This window comes from Alteromonas sp. 07-89-2, from assembly GCF_013113925.1.
Classification (GTDB): Bacteria; Pseudomonadota; Gammaproteobacteria; order Enterobacterales; family Alteromonadaceae; genus Alteromonas; species Alteromonas macleodii.
Window position 1 is genome coordinate 56404 of the sequence record NZ_VTYM01000024.1, and the last position, 18861, is coordinate 75264.

The 18861-nt window shown below is 45.2% G+C and carries 19 protein-coding genes; 8 read left to right on the forward strand and 11 right to left on the reverse strand.

Annotated features, from left to right (window positions below; genetic code table 11):
• Positions 1-58: 58 nt before the first annotated feature.
• Together F0261_RS15325 and F0261_RS15330 are read right to left on the reverse strand one after the other, a co-directional pair.
• A complete protein-coding gene (locus F0261_RS15325) occupies positions 59-1066 on the reverse strand; it encodes a LacI family DNA-binding transcriptional regulator (RefSeq protein WP_171338377.1) in 1008 nt (335 codons plus the stop codon).
• A 68-nt stretch (positions 1067-1134) separates the two neighbouring features.
• Positions 1135-1653 (reverse strand): gluconokinase, encoded by a 519-nt coding sequence (locus tag F0261_RS15330; RefSeq protein ID WP_171338378.1) that lies wholly within the window; start codon positions 1651-1653, stop codon positions 1135-1137.
• Between the two features lie 260 nt (positions 1654-1913).
• Between F0261_RS15330 and F0261_RS15335 the strand changes: the two genes are divergently transcribed.
• Positions 1914-3254, forward strand: a complete 1341-nt coding sequence (locus F0261_RS15335) for a GntP family permease (RefSeq protein ID WP_171338379.1) — start codon at positions 1914-1916, stop codon at positions 3252-3254.
• A 74-nt stretch (positions 3255-3328) separates the two neighbouring features.
• Here the strand turns inward: F0261_RS15335 and F0261_RS15340 are convergent, their stop codons facing one another.
• Positions 3329-3568 carry a VF530 family DNA-binding protein gene (locus tag F0261_RS15340; protein WP_171338380.1) on the reverse strand — a complete coding sequence of 80 codons (240 nt, stop codon included), beginning with the start codon at positions 3566-3568 and terminating at the stop codon, positions 3329-3331.
• 69 nt (positions 3569-3637) lie between these two features.
• Positions 3638-4543: a sterol desaturase family protein gene (locus tag F0261_RS15345; RefSeq protein WP_171338381.1), complete on the reverse strand. Its 906-nt coding sequence runs from the start codon at positions 4541-4543 to the stop codon at positions 3638-3640.
• Positions 4544-4630: 87 nt separating this feature from the next.
• On the opposite strand from F0261_RS15345, the gene F0261_RS15350 reads away from it, so the two are divergent.
• Complete coding sequence (locus F0261_RS15350; RefSeq protein WP_014980357.1) at positions 4631-5302, forward strand: Crp/Fnr family transcriptional regulator; 672 nt, start codon at positions 4631-4633, stop codon at positions 5300-5302.
• A gap of 227 nt (positions 5303-5529) precedes the next feature.
• On the opposite strand, the gene F0261_RS15355 is transcribed toward F0261_RS15350, so the two are convergent.
• Positions 5530-6264: a helix-turn-helix transcriptional regulator gene (locus tag F0261_RS15355; protein WP_171338382.1), complete on the reverse strand. Its 735-nt coding sequence runs from the start codon at positions 6262-6264 to the stop codon at positions 5530-5532.
• Between the two features lie 131 nt (positions 6265-6395).
• Here F0261_RS15355 and F0261_RS15360 point away from each other — a divergent pair, with 131 nt between their 5' ends.
• The 4 genes from F0261_RS15360 (at position 6396) to F0261_RS15375 (ending at position 9507) form a co-directional block, all read left to right on the forward strand.
• Entirely contained in the window at positions 6396-6806 is a 411-nt protein-coding gene (locus F0261_RS15360) for a hypothetical protein (protein WP_171338383.1), read from the forward strand.
• Between the two features lie 174 nt (positions 6807-6980).
• The gene (locus F0261_RS15365) at positions 6981-7817 is read left to right on the forward strand and encodes a DUF2145 domain-containing protein (protein WP_171338384.1); all 837 of its coding nucleotides are present in this window, start codon (positions 6981-6983) and stop codon (positions 7815-7817) included.
• A complete protein-coding gene (yiaA, locus tag F0261_RS15370; RefSeq protein ID WP_014980353.1) occupies positions 7801-8271 on the forward strand; it encodes an inner membrane protein YiaA in 471 nt (156 codons plus the stop codon). Before F0261_RS15365 ends, yiaA begins: the two co-directional genes overlap by 17 nt.
• Before the next feature lie 174 nt (positions 8272-8445).
• Positions 8446-9507, forward strand: a complete 1062-nt coding sequence (locus F0261_RS15375) for a hypothetical protein (RefSeq protein ID WP_171338385.1) — start codon at positions 8446-8448, stop codon at positions 9505-9507.
• Positions 9508-9578: 71 nt separating this feature from the next.
• On the opposite strand, the gene F0261_RS15380 is transcribed toward F0261_RS15375, so the two are convergent.
• A complete protein-coding gene (locus F0261_RS15380; protein WP_253819430.1) occupies positions 9579-10565 on the reverse strand; it encodes a hypothetical protein in 987 nt (328 codons plus the stop codon).
• A 309-nt stretch (positions 10566-10874) separates the two neighbouring features.
• Here F0261_RS15380 and F0261_RS15385 point away from each other — a divergent pair, with 309 nt between their 5' ends.
• The gene (locus F0261_RS15385) at positions 10875-11708 is read left to right on the forward strand and encodes a class II glutamine amidotransferase (RefSeq protein ID WP_014980350.1); all 834 of its coding nucleotides are present in this window, start codon (positions 10875-10877) and stop codon (positions 11706-11708) included.
• Between the two features lie 196 nt (positions 11709-11904).
• Here F0261_RS15385 and F0261_RS15390 read toward each other — a convergent pair whose 3' ends face one another.
• Positions 11905-12927: a LysR family transcriptional regulator gene (locus tag F0261_RS15390; RefSeq protein ID WP_171338387.1), complete on the reverse strand. Its 1023-nt coding sequence runs from the start codon at positions 12925-12927 to the stop codon at positions 11905-11907.
• 167 nt (positions 12928-13094) lie between these two features.
• Between F0261_RS15390 and F0261_RS15395 the strand changes: the two genes are divergently transcribed.
• Positions 13095-13610, forward strand: coding sequence for a lactoylglutathione lyase family protein (locus F0261_RS15395; protein WP_014950763.1), 516 nt, complete (start codon positions 13095-13097; stop codon positions 13608-13610).
• Positions 13611-13731: 121 nt separating this feature from the next.
• Here the strand turns inward: F0261_RS15395 and F0261_RS15400 are convergent, their stop codons facing one another.
• The 4 genes from F0261_RS15400 to F0261_RS15415 form a co-directional block, all read right to left on the reverse strand.
• Positions 13732-14373 carry an MBL fold metallo-hydrolase gene (locus F0261_RS15400; RefSeq protein ID WP_171338388.1) on the reverse strand — a complete coding sequence of 214 codons (642 nt, stop codon included), beginning with the start codon at positions 14371-14373 and terminating at the stop codon, positions 13732-13734.
• Positions 14374-14552: 179 nt separating this feature from the next.
• Entirely contained in the window at positions 14553-15929 is a 1377-nt protein-coding gene (locus F0261_RS15405) for an APC family permease (RefSeq protein ID WP_171338389.1), read from the reverse strand.
• Complete coding sequence (locus F0261_RS15410) at positions 15926-17626, reverse strand: amidohydrolase (protein WP_171338390.1); 1701 nt, start codon at positions 17624-17626, stop codon at positions 15926-15928. The genes F0261_RS15405 and F0261_RS15410 overlap by 4 nt, the downstream gene beginning before the upstream one ends.
• Before the next feature lie 97 nt (positions 17627-17723).
• Positions 17724-18764 (reverse strand): serine/threonine dehydratase, encoded by a 1041-nt coding sequence (locus F0261_RS15415; protein WP_171338391.1) that lies wholly within the window; start codon positions 18762-18764, stop codon positions 17724-17726.
• Positions 18765-18861 lie beyond the last annotated feature (97 nt).

Sequence of the window (18861 nt, forward strand, 5' to 3'; positions counted from 1 at the left end):
GTTAGGAAATGCAGGTTTATGAGCACCAAGTCTAGGGGCTAGAGCTGCCAAACGTCTGCTAAGCGGTTTCTCGTATTTTAAGCTCAAAGGGTAGAACTTGGCTCGCTTGTTCAACGTCTTCGCCCTCAATTAGCGATATCAATGATTCCGCTGCCATTTCTGCCATCTTACGGCGCGGGACTGATACGGTTGTTAAGGCAGGGTAAATTGAGCGCGCAAAACTCAAGTCGTTGAAACCGCAGATATCGATATCCTTGCCAGGTTTGATACCTCGTCTATTACATTCCATCACCGCGCCAGCAGCAAGCTCGTCACTCACAAAAAATAGCGCATCAGTATCCGGCCATTTATGCAGTGTTTCTGAAAGAAGCTCAGCACCAGCTTGAAATGTGGCGTCGGCTCTAGAGGAAACATATCGCTCGGCGGACAACTCAGCATTGTCCAGTGCGGTTGCCCAGCCCTGTTTTCTCAATATTGCACGCCAATCTAAATACAATGAGCAAAAAGCAATGTTGCGGCGCCCTTTATCGATAAGATGCTGGGTCATAGACTGGGCTGCTAATTCGTTATTTACTCCGTAATTAATATCAAAAGGCTCACTAGAAATATCCATAATTTCGGCCACAGGCGTCCCTGTGGTTAGCAGCATTTTTCTCGTTTCTTCAGTATGACGCGTGGAAGTAAGAATGAATCCACTCACGTTCTGCTGGATATAAGACTCTACAGTACGCTCCTCGCCAAGCTCGGTATAGGTCGAGTCGCCAATCATCAGTGCATAATTGGCTTTGTCGGCAACGGCCTTCACGCCTAACATCACATCGTTAAACACATTGTTTCCAAAAGACGGAAGCAATAACGCGATGGTTCTATTATTGTCTGAGCATAATGACTGGGCGGCGCGGTTCGGAATATAGTTTAGCTCTCGCGCTGCATTTTTGATCTTAAGGGCGAGTGATTTAGAAATGCCACTAGAATTATTAAGCGCACGAGATACGGTAGTTTTGTGAACCCCCAAATGATTGGCTACGTCTGATATTTTTGTGCGTGACTTTTTTACCTTACTCATTTTTCGATCTTTTTATGTGCTGCTAGTTCCGCTATTCCGCGCGGAAGTGTGTGTTAATGTCGTGATGCTTAATTCGATATCAAAGGGCGTATAAAGTCTTCCGCCTGCTGAGAAACACACTCGAAAGTTTGTGTAACGTCAATAATGAATGCGTTTTCTTTAGAAGGCAGCTCTAAGGCTGCAAACTGGCTTTCGAGCATAGCATCACCGTTAAAAAAATGCTCCCGTTGTTTTAATCGCGCACTAAGCACAGACTGTGACGCATGAAGGTAAATAAAGTGGCAGTGAGGCGCGATATCTTTGGTTAGCACGTCACGATAGGCTGAGCGCAGCGCTGAACAGCTTATAACCACGTTCCGGCCGGCGTGAATGTGTTGCTTGGCAATCATGTTTAACGTAATTAACCACTCCCACCTGTCTGCATCCTGCAGTGGTATACCTGAAGACATTTTCTCTACGTTTGCCTCGCTATGGTAACGATCTCCTTCTTCGAAAGGCATGTCAAAACGTTGGGCTAAATGCTGGCTCAATGTCGATTTTCCCGTTCCTGAAACTCCCGAAACGAAAAATACATGGCAATGGGTCATAAGCTTATCTCTCACATTAAAGTTCAGGAGTACATCAAGAGCGAGTTATTTGGACTCCATTTTACTCATAAATATTAGTTTGGAAACCGGTTGCGTTCAAGGGGTGATTATAATAGTGTTACCAGATAGCTATCTTGTATTAATAAATATTTAACATTGGCTGGGTTTTTCAACTTAGCTTGTAAAGGTAGCGGGTGATTTCCGTATTATGACTTCGTCGACATGAAGACAGTGTCACTAACAGGTACCAGAGAGCACGTATGACCGATACTTTTTCCCTTCTTTTTGTCGCCATTTGTAGCATTGTGCTTCTCACATATTTAGTTGTAGTTAGAAAAGTTCATGCTTTTATCGCTATCCTTGTGGCAGCAGCGTTTGTTGGCCTGGGTACGGGAATGCAAGCGGCCGACGTTCTGGCTTCCATGCAGTCAGGCATGGGCAACACGCTGGGATTTGTAGCGACCATTGTTGGCCTTGGTGCTATGTTCGGGCAATTCTTAGAAGAATCCGGCGGCATTGATAGGCTTTCGCAAACTATCAACAATAAATTTGGTGATAAGAATAGTCAGTGGGCGGTTGTGTTAACGGGGTTTCTTGTTGCTATACCTGTCTTCTTTGAAGTGGGGCTTATCATATTAATGCCTCTTATTTACTCGTTAGCAAAGAAATCAGGAAAGTCGCTTATTTATTATGGAATCCCGCTCACAGCAGGGCTCGCTGTCACCCACGCTTTTATTCCTCCAACACCAGGACCTGTTGCGGTAGCTTCAATTTTAGGGGCGGATATCGGCTTAGTCATTTTGTTCGGCTTTATCGTTGGTATTCCTTGCGCGTGTTTAGCCGGCCCAATTTACGCAACATTTTTAGCGAAACGCCTGCACGTACCTGTCCCAAACCATATCATTGAAGCTTCACATAAAAAGCCAAAGGAACTCCCCAGCTTTGGTTCAGTTGCGGCGCTACTGACATTTCCGCTAGTGGCTATTCTGGTGGGTACGTTGGCAAAGTTCACGCTTTCAGAAGGTGTCTTGAAGGAGGCGTTGCTATTTATTGGGCATCCCTTTATCGCCCTGACCATTGCAACCATTGCTTGTTTTAAAGTGCTAGGGAAGAAGCAAGGCTTATCAAGCGAACAAATTAGAAACATTGCATCAAGAGGGTTAGAACCGGTTGCCCTGGTCATACTGGTGACAGGCGCGGGTGGCATGTTTAAACAAGTGCTCATCGATTCTGGGGCGGGGCAGGCCTTCGCCGATGTTGTCGCATTATCGCCGCTCCCACCATTGGCAGCCGGGTTTCTTATCGCAATTTCAGTCAGAATTATTCAGGGCTCGGCTACGGTGGCCATGTTAACGGCTGCTGGTTTAATGGGCCCTGTAGTGCAGGAACTGGCGTTTTCACCATCAGTACTCGCCCTGATGACAATTGCAATAGCGGCAGGCGCTACGGCCATGTCTCACGTGAACGATACGGGATTTTGGATCGTAAACCGTTATTTTGATATTTCTGTGAAAGACACGTTTGTGTCTTGGACGTGTATGGCAACCCTAATAGGTTTTATTGGGCTTTTTCTCGTACTAACGCTTGGCTTATTTGTCTAATGTCCCAAACGGCTCAGACCTACTTGAATCGTTTTGGTGGAAACCGGTTTCAAGTTTTAACAGCTCAAATGGCTTTAAGGTTCACCATTTGAGGCATTATTACTAAACGTCTGTATGTAAAGCTGCTCTACTTTATCTCGCGCCCATTGGGTTTTTCTAAGAAACTTAAGTGACGATTTAATCGAAGGATCGCTATTAAAGCAGTTCACTTTGATGCGGTAATACAATCCATCCCATCCGTAACGCTCGTGAAGTTGCGTGACGATTTTCTCTAGCGTTAAGCCATGTAAGGGATTATTAGGTTGTTGATTCATAAAGTGCCGCTGCTTGTTCTAAGTTAATACCCTATTCTAGCACGAACCCACTTGCTGCGTATCAATGCGCTAGGCTTTACTTTCAATAGTTTCACCCGTAGGTATTTGTTTTGTGTTCGGTATCAAAGGTTGGCTAGCGTCGTTCACTTTCGTCGATGGAATGTGCACTACTCTAGGCTTTCGTGGTGTTTTATAAAGCGGCCAAATAAGCTGTTCTTTCCAGTTGGCGTAAAACATCCCCTCAATACCGTATTGCGCAGGATACTGCCTGGTGATCTTAGCGGTACCAAATAGCACATCCCAAAAGAACAACAGATTTCCATAGTTACCTTTGTAGTTGGTCACGCCGTCATCTGCTTTTAATCCGTGATGCGCACTATGTGTTGAAGGCGTTGATATCGTGCGTTCAATTACCCAGGCCACAGGATGTAACCACCGAATATTGTAAAGTCTCTTATCCCATTTCCACTCTGCGTGGGCGCCAGTGATCACGGTAAGTTTGACCACCAAGTAAAAGGCATAGGTCCAACCCAAACCCAGGTAAATTAGTGCACCGGAAAACCATAGCGAAGGCATAAACAGGTAATAGAAAAAGTTATTTCTGTAAATAATGCGAACGCTCATGTACTTAGCGTTATGGTGGGCTCTGTGTAAGTTGTAAAGAAATCGGGTGGAATGTGACAGCCTATGCCACCAATATTGCATCATGTCATCGAAAATCAAAAGTAGCGCTATGTGCAAGATAATAGGGGAGTCTACAAGTATTCCCTGATATTGGGGAAATGCTAGTGCCATCATTGTTGCAGAACAAAATAGAACCAGTGGCTGGGTTACAATAAATAAGAGTAAAGTACCTATCAGCTCTACTTTTCCATCATCGCTCACTTCTGTCGCTTTTTTAAATAGCTTACCATTCTTCGCTTCCAGCAAAGCAAACGTGATAAAAACCGCTAAAATTGCCCATTGATAACCCATTGTAATGACTCCCGCCAAGAGATTGTTGAGAGTGAATTTACATTGCGTTAACATGTAAGAATATATACTTGTATAGATTTCAATGCCATGTCCTACATCCACGGCAAACAGCAAACCATTATGTCTGACGACTACGTCGAGCTTTGTTTGCCTTTTGGAACGCTAAGAACCTATGCGGCTACGTCGACAATTCACGATAGGGGAAGTAAAAACAAAGGGCTGTCTGTTGTGGTATCAGGAGAAGTAAAGATTGGTAATTATGGCCTGGACGGCAGTTATCAAATTACTACTGTATTGCAACGAGGAGATACGTTTGGCGAGTTCACATTATATGCATCACTTGCAAGAACGCATCACGCTGAAGCGCTAACGCAATGTAAGGTTTTACAAATCCCTGAACCTGCTTTTCGTTCTCTGACAAGCCAACATCCAGCGATTGCTGAATTCATCACTCGGTCACTGGCAATAAAGCTTCACTCGGCGCTGGAAAGGTTGGATGATATTCGACGCTTACCCACTCACGTCCAGTTAGCTAAGCTAATTTATCAATCGTATCTTACCTCTAAGCACGCCTTTATACCCTTAAGGCAGAGTGATTATGCTGAAAGGTTGGGCGTTACCGTACTTACCGCACATAAATCATTAACGAAGCTGTATGATTTAAAGTTGATTGAAAAGCGCTACGGGGGCGTGGCAATTACTCAGGTCGAGCGACTGGAAGGTTTTTTAAAAGAAAGTTCGTCACTATTACCATTGTAAGAGTGGTTAATGTCCTCCACATGCAAGAGCGCCAGAAGACCCTTCCTCAAATTTATTCCACGCCCGTGGCAACTCATGCATCAAGTATTACGCTGGCTTTAGCCCATCCAAAATAATGTGCTGGATGTTGCTTAGCGTGCTTTCGAAAAAGCGGGACCGCTTAAAAATGGGGTCAGAGTACTTTTCTATTTAATGTACTCTGACCCCCCAAATATACTTCGACAGGGTTATTTTCGCTTCATATTTTCAAAAAGCGAGGGTTCCCAAGGCCGCATCGCCATTAAAAGGCCAATGTGCTGGCGTTCTTCAATTGGTAGGGCATTATCTTCGCTGCTGAGTTTTGCGGCTTCTTGTCGCAGTTGTTCAAGACGGCGCTGAATAATCGAAACCGAGGTCTGAGAATAGCGGCCGCGTAAATAGAAACGGAACATCCATGGCTCGTTTTTCTTTGGATCCATAAACTTCACCATTACTTCCTGTTCCATAAATTTCTCTAGCGGGCCGGCAGGGATCCAGCGAAAGTTTTGCGCAATAAGTAGCTTGTAGCGGTTGTTCGGCAACAGCTCTATAAGCTTAAGTTTATCTAAGGTTGTCATTAGCTTAATGCCCTCTACCTCAGAAATATCGTAGTGCTTGATGATTTCCGAGAATCGCCAACCATCGCGCACGCAAACTGCTGCGAGCAGTAGTTTGGGATTGGCAAGTAGTTCCATTTCTTGCTTCTCAGACAGCTGTGATATTTTTTCCTGCTGCTTTTGCGACAGGCTAAAAAGGTCGCTCAATGACAAATTTAGGCATTCACAAATCTGTTCCAGTTTATCGAGACTGAAAGCCTGTAAAGAGAAATTTCGTTTTACGCTGGCCTCGCTTACGTTCAGTTTCTGTGCGATCTGTTTGTAGGTAAATCGCTGCTCTCGTAAACATTGTTTAAGCGTGTCGTAAACAAGGTTAATTTGGCTCATGGTATTAAATATTTATACTTGTGGTGTAATTTAATACTACATCAGTGATTGTGGTTTACGAAAATTATTCTTGGTTCTAGTGTAGAACATGTTCAGGCACATCTCGCCTTTACATACTAGGAGCAAGTGATATGAAAAATTCGCGTTCAACATTGATGTTAACTGCACTATTAAGTAGTGCGCTTCTTACCCATTCTGTAATGGCAGATGATTCCATCGACCACAGTGCCAAAGCCAGTAAACATAGCGCGCTTGCTGCATCAGAAGGCTTAGCAACGACGGCGTCAGTAGCGAGTGCAGTAGTTGCTGTTCCGGTGATACTTACCGGCAGTGCTGTAGTGGCAGGTAGCGCAGTTGCTGAAAGTGTGATTGGCGAGAGTAGCCGCAGTATTCACGGAGCTAGTCATCAGCTCTCCGTTGATAATAACCAGCCGTTAGTGATTACCCAAACAATCATTACTGCAGACCCTGCGCCAAACAAAGTCGTTGCGACCACTAACACAACAACGACTACGACAACTACTATCACAACTAAACGCTAACGGTTAATTAATTGCTCGAACTTTGAAGCGCGATTGGACGCTATAAAAGTGGCTATAGTTTGGTAAAACACTGCTACAGCGAAGCGTTGTGCATCTAGCGCTTCATAATAAATAGCGAGCGCTTTAGGTGGCTCTTATTCAGTGCAAGTCGAGAGAATTTAAGCAGGGAAGAGTATGAAAACATTTTTGTATTCAATGGCTGTGGCTTTGGTACTACTTACTGCCAACGCTAATCACGCTTTGGCAGGTAGTCAGCAGCACGGAAAACCTTCGTTTTCACCAGAAGCCATTGCCATTTTTTCTAAAGAAGTAGAAAAGTATGCGGCAAGCCAAGGAGCTCGTGCCTTCATTATTGCAAGGAGAGGCAGACCGATTGAAGACATGCCGGAGGGCATTCGCTTTACGCACACAGCTATTGGTATCTACTCAAGCATTCAGCTAGATAATGGAGAGACAGCCAAAGGCTATGCAATCCATAATTTGTATCAAGATGCTGATAAACAAGACGTGAGTCATTTAGTTACAGATTATCCGGTAGATTTTTTCTGGAGTGCTTATGTGCTCGAAGCAGGCCTGATTATCCCATCGGTTGCTGTGCAGCAAGCGCTTATAAGTATGTACAGCGAAGATAGAGCAAAATTGTTGCATAACCCACGCTATTCAGTGGTTGCTAACCCATTCAACAGTGAACGACAAAACTGTACCGAGTACACCCTAGATGTGCTGAATGCTGCGGTGTACTCCACCACAGATATAGCCCAACTAAAAGCTAATGCAAAAGCATATTTTACGCCGCAAAAAGTAAATATGAGCCGCGCCAAACTTGGCTTGGCGAGTATGTTCAGCAACGGCGTGACGCTGTCCGATCACGGTCGTAAGGTAGAAACGACTACATTTGGAAGCCTTGCTCGTTACATGCAGAAATACGATTTATCGGAAAAGGCAGTTATTTTTGCGAGTAACGGTGAGACAACTATTATCGAGGAATTTAATAATGCAGACTCAGAATAAACCAACGAAAGCATTTCGAATAGCTTCACTGGCAGCCCTAATTGTGGGTGTAGCCGCTTATTTTATCGGCCTTTACAATGCCCCAATGGCGCTTAATGAAAAAGGTTATTACTTCACCATTATGTTATTTGGCTTGTTTTCTGTGGTGAGCTTACAAAAAACGGTACGCGATAAAATGGAAGGTGTGCCAACTACCAAAGCGTACTTCCTTGCATCAGCTGTAGCCACTGCATCAGCCATCGTATTGTTAGTAATTGGCCTATTAAATGCTGAGCTTTTATTAAGTGAAAAAGGCTTCTTCGGCATGGCCTTCATATTAAGCCTTTTCGCCGCTATTACGGTGCAGAAAAACGTACGCGATAGCCAAACTGCAGATGAGTCACGCAACACAAAAAGCGATACTCAAAGCAGCGCTACCAAGCACGAAGACTCTCCCAAAGTGAAAGCCGCTTAAAAAATGGGGTCAGAGTACATTAAATAAATGGGGTCGGAGTACATTTCTAAGTAATGTACTCCGACCCCATTAGTTTTACGATTTATGCTTTTGGTTTCGGCGCATTTTCAGTATGGTTGGTAGTATCGCTGGTTAAGCATTCAGCCAGCTTGTTTAACGCATCAGGGATGAATTATGCGCAAACCCGTTAAATACCGAATAGCTTTTCTAATAGTTGCTGCTGCCTGCTTTTATGTAGGAACGTTATTTTTACCTGAAACCCTTCCTGAAATAACGCTCTCCTTTGAAAGTATTTGGGCTAACGCACAGTGGCGAAATACCTTGCTTGTTACGTTGGCATATTTCGTCTTTTTGCCTGTACTTTACTATTTCTGGATTATTCAAATTGGCAATCAGGCTCTGTGGAAATTATTGTTAGTTCTTTCTTTAAGTAGTTTGGTCGCACGCTATAACTATCCAGAGAAGTTAGCCTATTACTTTGAATTCATTACCTACCTTAAATACCCGGTTATTGCCGTATTGATGGTGATTGAAATTCTCCTCCTGGTAACGATAGTTAAAGCGTTGTGGGGGGCTCGAAAGCTCTCTGGCGATCCGCGCCTTCATATGCTGGAACAATATGAAGGCGATAACATTTATGAAAAAGGATCAAAGGAAGCAAAGAAGTTAGAGTTGGCACTAATGTTTGCTCATGAGCCCGCCAGTTGGTACTACGCCATACCTCGTTTTAGTAGAAACCATGTTCCCGCTATAGCCAATCTGCGTTTATGGTCTGCACAGTGGTGGCATGTGTCATTGGTTTGTGTAGCGCTTGTAGTTGCGACGTATGCAAGTTATCTCGCCATTGCACTTTGGAGTGAAACGGTTGCCATTGTCGTGGCAACCTTGGTTTTTTACCTCATAGTGATGTTCATTGCAAACTACAGAGTCAGCAAGTATTACTCTGTTTACCTTATAAAAGATAAGCTTATGGTGAATAATTCGTGGTGGGGAATGACTGTTATTCCACTTTCAAATATTCATCAAGTCGAAACAGGCAGTTGGGCAGCAGCTTCAACACAAGAACAGTTCCATTTCGGTAGAGGCAACGCAAACGTTAAGCTTACCTTTGTGTCAGAACAAAAGTATTACTCGGGTTTAGCGACTTTTATTGAGCCGATGGACACACTTTATCTCAGTGTCGACGACCCGTCAGCATTACATGGGATTTGTCAGCCCCAACAACACACCGAATAAATGGGGTCACCGAATAAATGGGGTCAGAGTACATTACTAAAAAAGTACTCTGACCCCATAATCTCACAATGCTAGTCGGTTTCGGCTTTCCATTCAGCTAATTGCTTAGCGATTTGTGCTGAGACTCGTTCGTCAACTATTGCGGCGCGTCGATTCATCTCGTGGTGCCACTGGCTGTCTCGTTTAATACGTAAAGGCACTGGCGCATGTCGGTCCAAAGGGCCTGGGTAATAGTATGCGTCAGCAACGTCTGAAAGCTTTTGATTCGTGCCGTCTGCAAATCGTGCTGAAACGCTGGATAAAGGGGAGTTCAATTCACTCTTTTCGTTAAGCAAAACAAGCGTAGGAGTAGAAATATCAGGTATTGTCGATGTAGAAAAGTGGGTCCATATCGTCGCAATATTTAGGTCCTCAAGCTTAGAAGTAAAGGGCACAAACTCATTGATTGCTTCACCCCGCTTTAACGACACCGGCTGCTTTAATGTATGCATTGCGCCAAACAGAAGAATCGCTTTATCGTTTTGTTCAGCTACCTGCTTCACAGTTTTCTCATAGTTCACAATGCGTGTTTTGGTGAGAGACTGCCATTGCTTTTTGCTCAATCCTTCCCATTTAAACTCTGGTTCAGCAAGAGCTATGCGAACTTTATGGTTTGACGATACATTGAGTAACCTTAGTGCCTGCACGAAATGGCGGTAATGCTCATATTGCCACGCCATAAAATAAATACTGTCCTGCCACAAAGGCTCTAATTCTTGCAGTGAAACCATTGTATTGGGATTAAGCAAATAATCATCCAACTCAGCTTGGTAATGGCTATTACCAAACTCAGTCACAATAACGTTGACACTCTCAAAGATATCAGGATCAGACAGAGCGTTGATTAAGAGCTCTGTCGGTGCTGCGGAGCCGTGTATATCACCAATTGCCACGATTTGGTTTTCAGATAGTAAATGCTCAAAGGTCTGATTTATCTTGTTGTTCGCAGTAGTAGCGATGTGAGTTAAAGGCGAAACCTCGTTAGCAAAAGAAGTGTAGGGTAATAACACCGAACACATAACAATGACGAAAAACGAATAAATCGAGAAATAGTGGTAGCGCATCATATATATGAAAGAGTCGTTTGTTTGTAATTGATTATCATTATTATTAACTATAAATGAAAGGGGAGGTAAACATAAAACGGACGTTTTTACGCAATTCAATTAAAATAAAGTGGTATGAAGGTTATTGGCTTTAAAAAGGTGAATGAGTTGTAAAGTCTGCTGCTTCTCCTTTATTACGGACCATTGTCGAATTGATTCAATTCGAGAGGTTGCGTATTCTCGACGTACTTAATGAAACAACTGCTATAGGTAACAAACGTTGTGTGTGAACTTTTAGGCATGAGTGCGAACACTCCTACAGACCTATGTTTTAGTTTTACCGGGCTAACTCGCCGCGGTGGTGAAACAGGGCCGCATAAAGACGGCTGGGGCGTTGCTTTTTATGAAGGGAAGGGCGTGCGTATGTTTCACGATCCCGAGCCTTGCGCCACATCACCCATCGCTGACTTTGTTTCGAAGTTGCCTATAAAAAGCAAGAATGCGATTTGCCATATTCGTCAGGCTAATGTGGGTAACATTAACTTAGCTAACACGCATCCCTTTACTCGCGAACTGTGGGGGCGATATTGGGTATTTGCGCACAACGGGCAACTACCTAACTTCTCGCGCCGAACGGGTATTTACGAAGCAGTTGGGGATACCGATAGCGAAGAGCTTTTCTGCGATATTATGAATAATGTTAGGCAAAACCTTCCACGAGACGCTATGCCTGAGCAGTTAGCTGAAACGCTAGTTTCACTTGCAAAGGAGTACGCTCAGCAAGGTGTATTCAATTGCTTGCTGAGCAATGGCGACTGGTTATTTACGTTCTGTAGTACAAAGTTAGCTAGCATTACCCGCAGAGCACCTTTTGGCCCCGCTTGTTTGAGTGATGTAGAGGTGGAAATTGATTTTGCAGCTGAAACCACGCCAAAAGATGTAGTGAGCATTATTGCTACTGAACCGCTAACCAACGACGAGCAATGGGACATCTACGAACGGGGTGAGTGGAAGCTATGGCAGGAAGGCGAAGTCATAGCCTCGGGTAAAGTAGATGTCCCTGAACACAAAAAAGAAGCCGAAATGGTTGCACCAGATCCATCGCTTCACGACTAATCACGAATTGTGGGGTCAGAGTAACTTTAATGGCCTCGCTCTCAAAAAGCTCTTCGCTTAGTCGTTAAGCCAGCCTAATAATGTACTCTGACCCCAAAACTCTAACTATAGGGTCAGAGTAACTTTAATAGTCCGCTCTTTAAAAGCTTAGCGCTTGGTTGGTAACCCAGGGGAATAATGTACTCTGACCCCACTTTTAACCCAATACTTGGGTGATGGCTTGTTTAACTGCTTGGTAGCGGGCGGGTAGAGCGCTGTGGGGTGTTTGAACACTGTATAGGGGCTCGGTTACTTCATTTTTAGCTTTGTAGACGGTAAGTTTGTCGGCAAAAGACACAAAGTCTAGTGTGCTGGTGGGCAGCACGGTGTATCCCAACCCTTCGCTTACCGGCAGTAGAATTTGCGAAAGCTGGTTTATGTAGCCGGCATGAGGCAACTTATTCGGATTAACGTTAGCTAACTCAGCTTCTCCGCAATCGTTAAAATAGCGCTGCAAGTAGTGCATAGCATCAGGGTGATTAATAAGCCCTAAATGCTTGATGACGCCTTTTAATGTTCTTCCATCATCAGTTTTACTCTTTGCTTTTCCAGATACGCTTGCTACTTTTGCTACCGAATCCGAATCCGAATCCGAATCCGAATCCGAAATAAAACCCTGCGCGTTTTCAGATAACCCAGGTACCTGCGCAGCAAGCGCGTCAGGTAGGCTACGCGGTAGAATAAGCCCCAATGCTTCTTCGCCTAAATACTCACTATGTATATCTTCACTCTCTGGCTGGTTTGTCACAATGCCAAGCTCCAGCGTATTGTTCGCAATGCCTGACAAAATTGTGCGTCGAGGCGCGACTTCCACGTGAATATTAAGCGCGCTATGCTGCTTTTGCAGTGCCAGTAGGGCTGGGTAAACACGCTGAGCAATCGCACCTGAGCAGGCCACTACGCACTTACCTTCAAAAGGGGCGTCAAACTTTAAGCTGGCAATAAAATCTTGCTCTTTTTCCTGCTGCTCTTTGGCATAGTGGTACACACGCTGGCCCTGTTCAGTTAGCTGAATGCCCTTGCCTAAACGGACGACTAGTTCACACAAACAAGCTTCTTCCAGTTTCTTAAGGTGCTGACTTACGCCCGGCTGCGTCATAAACCGTTGCTCTGCGGTACGCGTAAAGTTCCCCGTTTCTACTAACGTGATGAAGGTGTCGAGCCAAATAGGGTTTATCATTTTTCTATAATTTAAAATTATTAAATTTAGAAAATATCATAATTTCATGTTTCATCTTTGTCCAGTTACTATGTATGCACATTCACTTAAGCGGTGTCCGAGTTGGCCTTCTTGAAGAGGCGGCCGCTTAAGCCATTTCGATAACTTGCACTACATAGGAGTAAGTGATGACTGAAGCAGTAAAAACACCATATCCACGTACGTTTTCTCATATTGGAATTTCAGTACCTGACTTAGAAGCTGCCGTGAAATTTTATACCGAAGTACTTGGTTGGTACCTCATCATGAAGCCAACTGAGATTGTTGAAGATGACTCGGCAATTGGCGAAATGTGTACCGATGTATTTGGTCCAGGTTGGGGGAAATTTCGCATTGCGCACCTTTCAACAGGTGATCGTGTCGGCGTTGAAATTTTTGAGTTCAGCAACCAAGAGAACCCAGAAAACAACTTTGAATATTGGAAAACCGGTATTTTTCATTTCTGTGTTCAAGACCCAGATGTAGAAGGCTTGGCTGAGAAGATTGTCGCTGCTGGTGGTAAAAAGCGAATGAAGGCGCCGCGTTATTACTATCCGGGTGAAAAGCCTTACCGCATGATTTACATGGAAGACCCGTTTGGCAACATCCTTGAAATTTATAGCCACAGCTATGAGTTGCATTATGCAAGCGGCGCTTACGAATAAGCATTGTTTGTAAGGTCTGTTAATTATCGCTTCATGCTTGTATGTAGCGGGCGTTAATTAGCAGGAAGGCGAGGGCGTTAATAGCAATTAAACGTACCTCGCCTTTTTATTTTTAATTAGGCTAACCGAACCTGCCAGACACATAAGGATTCGTGGCCTTTTCGGTTGCAACCGTAGTGGTTGGCCCATGACCCGGGTAAATCGTCATATCATCCGGCAGCACCATAATTTTCTGTTTAATCGAGTCGATTAATTGCTGATGATTACCTTGTGGGAAATCAGTTCTGCCAATAGAGCCTGCGAAAATTACATCACCCACAATAACGCGATTACTTGAGCGTTCTACCAGCACCACATGACCAGGTGTATGACCCGGGCAATGCAGCACTTCTAGCGTTAAATTGCCCACTGAAATGGTATCGTTGTCGTTTAACCACTCGTTGGGAGTGAAAGGTTGGGCGGGTGGAAAGCCAAACATTTGGCTTTGCTGCATAAGTGCATCTAGCCAGAATTTATCGCCAATATGCGGCCCAACAATAGGTACACCGTAATGTTCAGCAATGGCGACAGTGCCGCCTACATGATCTAAGTGCCCATGAGTGAGTATGATTTTTTCTATACTCACGCCTTTATTCGATGCAGCTTCAATCAACTTTTCAATGTCGCCGCCTGGGTCGACAAACGCGCCTTTGTTAGTGGATGAATCCCAAATTAATGAACAGTTTTGGGCAAAGGGCGTAACGGGTATAACTTGAATTTCCACGGTTTAACCTTTTGATTCTTTGTTGCTTGAGATGATAATACCAGTCCGCACAGATAATTACCCACTCAGAAGGCGCTGGCAAGTTTCCTAGCGAAGCGTGGGAATGCAGGCATGGCTGTTCCCTTTCAAATTCCCAGAATGAAGCTAGGAAGCTTGCCAGACCTTCCCGAAGGGCGAGTTTAAAATGTCCGTACTCTTTGTTGTGTCACCTTGATCAGTAAAAATAGCCACGCGTTGGTTGAAGACTGCGCAATAGACCATGCGCAAACCGCTAGCGCGACAAAGGGTATCAGACGTCGAAACAAGTTTACAGGGCTGACAAATACGCCTGCAGAGCCTTTAAGGTAAGCGTCTTTCTCAGAAGTATCTTGCTGCATGTTGCTTTGTGAAGAAGCGCTCTGTAAGGAAGCCCCTTGCAATGAAGCCCGCTGAGTTTTCATCAACACCACTACACATACGGCATAAACCACAAGCCGAGCAAGTACACTGGAAATAGCTAACCACACAAAGCTGCCGCTAAGCGCCAAAGCACCGGCGAATAGCCCTAGTACTAGTATGGAAAAATAGGGGGTAGTAAAGGCGGTGTGGACTCTACCCAGGACGCTGCCTAGCTTACCTGGAATAAGTGACTGTCTTGCCATTGAAAAAGTCAGCCGAGACGTAGATATCATATTCGCTAACAAGTTACCGGCAACCGACACCACGGCGGTTAGCGTCATTATAAGCGCCCCAGTTTCGCCAAATATCATATTGGCGAGCGCAATAAGCGGTGCGCTATCCGGCTTTGCAGGCCCTACTGTGTGCCAATAAAGCCACTGCACGCAAAAGTAAAATATGGCAATACCTGAAACCGTAAGCATTAAAGCCCGAGGTATGGTCCTTTTTGGTGAACTGGTCTCGCCGCTCGTAACCACTACTGTTTCAAAGCCAATAAAGGCGTAAAGCGTAAGTAGGGCACCAGCAGATATGGTGTCAAACGCAGGTACGACGGTTTCCGAAGAACGTGCTAGCGCAGTAGAAAAATCGAGCTGCCAGTAACCAACCGCAATAAGCGCCACGAAAGGCAGCAGTTTTAGCACCGAGATTGTATCAAGTGAACGCATGGCGGCCTTAAGGCCGACAATATTCACTACGATTAGTGCTGTGGTAAGCGCGATAATAGCGAATGATTTGCCTATTCCCGCATTTAGTTCGGGCCACACATAGCCGGCGTACAGCAATAACACGTGCATGTTGGCAGCAATCGCGGTTGCGCGAGCTAAATAGTAAATAAAGCCAGTTTGAAACGCCGCTGCGTCGCCGAAGCCTTTCTGGGCGTACACCACAGGGCCACCGGTTTCTTGGTACAGCGCCGCTAGCTGCCCAAAACACCACACAATGGCCAGCATTAGCGCGCCAAAAATCAAAAAGATGTAAGGGCTGAAAGCGCCGAGCTCAGCGGCCATTTTAGCGGGCAGAGCAAAAATGCCCGCCCCAATAAGGCCATTTAACACCAAAAGGGCAGCGCCAATGCCGCCAATCCCTTTGGTTAACAGGCTTTTGTTTTCGCTACTCATTTAGAAAAAACTTCTTCTCCCGCCACATAAGTTGCGTGTACTTCGGTTTTCCAAATGTCTTTGGCATCGATGGTAAAAATATCTTGGTCGACCAAGATAAAGTCTGCCCATTTCCCAGGCGTTAGTGTGCCCAAGGTATCTTCCATGTGACCTGAATAGGCTGCATCTAACGTAAATCCTTTGAAGGCTTGTTCAATGGTTAACGCTTCGTGGGCATACCAACCTTTTACGGGCTGGTTGTTTCTGTCTTGTCGCGTAACCGCAGCGTGAAGGCCGTAAAATGGGTTAGCAAGCTCAACAGGGAAATCAGAGCCTAAAGGCAGTGCAATGCCCGAATCGAGTAGCGTTTTCCACGCGTAAGCGCCTTTCATACGATCTTTACCAAGGCGATCTTCCGCCATGTTCTTATCGCTGGTGGCGTGGGTAGGCTGCATGGAAGGTAAGACCTCTAGCGAAGCAAAGCGGGCTAGGTCGTCAGGCGCAATCACCTGTGCATGCTCAATGCGGTTGCGCAGTTCGCTGCCGCCAATACTCTTAAACGTGGTTTCAAACTCGTTCAGTGCAACATGGTTAGCCTTATCACCTATGGCATGGTAGTTAAGCTGGAAGCCCGCACCAATTACCGTAGTAAACAGTTGGGTCATATCTTCTGGTTGAGTTAACAGCAAACCATGTTGATGCGGTGCATCTGAATAAGGTTCAAGCAATGCTGCGCCTCGGCTACCTAGTGCGCCATCGCCATAGGCTTTTACCGAACGAATATATAAAAAGTCATCTTGGTCGCGAATAGTACCATTGCCTAGCATGGTGCTGAGGTCAGGGTCTGTCGCACTCACCATGGCATAAATACGCACGGGCAAGTCACCTTCTACCGCTTCTTTTAAATAGAAATCGTAAACGTCTCTGCCTACGCCAGCATCGTGCATTGACGTAACGCCATTTGCTAGTAAGTGCTCACCTGCTGCATGTAATTGTTGCTCGTAAATAGCGCTGCTTGCTTTAGGCAAATGCGCTTCAATTAATTGCGATGCATTATCAATGAAAACACCGGTAGGATTACCGTCAGCGTCCTTAATGATTTCGCCCCCTGCAGGCGATGGGGTGTCTTTAGTTATACCCGCGATTTCCATCGCTTTACTGTTCACCCAGGTAGCGTGGCTGTCTACGCGAGCTAGTGCCACAGGTCGGTCAGAAATGACTTTATCTAGATCAGCCGCTGTTGGAAACGCTCTGTCAGACCATAATTCTTGGTTCCAACCGCGCCCGGTAATCCAAGCTTGTTGTCCATTTGCAAAGGCGTATTCGGCAACTGTCTTGGCCGCGTCTTGTGCACTGCTACTTTCTCGCAAATCGACTTCCAACAAGTTTGCGCCTAAGCCAAGCAAATGCCCGTGAGCGTCGATAAGCCCGGGTAGCATGACTTTGCCTTTGCCATCAATAGTGCTATCGACAGGCGTGTTATCTTTGTCGATATCTAATGCAACTACTTTGCCTTCATCAATGACAAGGTTTTTAAACGTAATCAGTTTGCCACTTTCATTTAACGTATAGCCTTTTACGTTCTCGACTAGCGTTGCAGCATCTACCGTTAGCGTGGTGGTCATAGCACCTAACGTTGCCGCTGTTGCAAACGTTGTGGTTAGCAATTTTGAAAGCGAGTGCTTTTTAAATGTCAGTGCCGACAATGTAGAGTTCATAGTGAGTTTCTGCCTTTTTTATTTCTGTTTTATTCTTTGTTTTTTTAGCTTTTATACCGAGCTGCTCGAGTTTCAATAGCTACGCACTAACGCAACGCTATGCCTCGACACGCTCGGTGTCTTCAAATTCGTCTTCGTCATCAAGGTCAAGAATGGGAGGCTGCAGCAAAAAATCTCTCTCCCAAATCTTAGCCATACTCGACTGGCTAATGTTGCCACCACTCAATATAACAAGAGCGGTTTGCCCAGGTGGAGTGTTGGCAGCCCAAGCCGCTACTGCAGCCATGGTCATCGCGCACGTGGGCTCTATATGAAGCTTTAGTAAATGATGTAGCCATTGGGTCCAATAAGCAATTTGCAGCTCATCCACTTCGTAGAAATCATCTATTTCTTGCAGTATAGGAAACGTTACATCGCCAACAGAAGGCGTGGCTGCACCGTCTGCTAAGGTATTTGGAGCATAGTCTAAAGCAATGATCTCACCAGCTTGCAACGACATAGAGGCATCATTCGCTTCGGCGGGCTCAGCGCCAATGACCAATGCATTTGGCTGTAGTGCGCGAGTTGTCAGTAATGAGCCCGACAATAACCCTCCGCCACCACACGGCGCAAAGACAGCATCCACCTCACCAATTTCGTTAAGCGCTTCTAACGTTGCCGTGCCTTGTCCTGCCACAATATCTTTGTGGTTAAACGGCGGTATCCAGACCGTGTCTGGTGCTTTTGAGGCTTGCTCGACAGCAGCGTCTGCTTCTGGACGGGTAGGAAATAGTTTTAATTCAGCACCATAGCTTTGCGTAGCAGCAGCTTTAATCGGCGAAATGGTCTCGCTCGCGAAAATAGTGGCCTTAATACCAAAGTGAGCTGCTGCATAGGCTACTGCCTGAGCATGATTTCCAGAACTATTGGCAACCACATGCTTCGGTAAACGACCTTCCTCTTTCAAGCGGGCTAAAAAATTCATGGCGCCGCGAATTTTGAATGCCCCAATGGTCTGTAAGCACTCCGCTTTAAACAGAATGCGGTTGCCCATCCATTTGTTGAGCAACGAAGATTCAACAATCGGCGTTTTCTTTACGTCGCCTTTTATACGTTCATAGGCTTGTTTAATGTCTTCGAAATTTGGGGAAATACTCATTAAGTAACGCTCTTTTCATTTTGGTTTTTTTATGGGGTAGCGCCGACAAGGGCCTTTACGCACTAAAAGGAAATCGGAAGCCTTACAGTGCCAGATA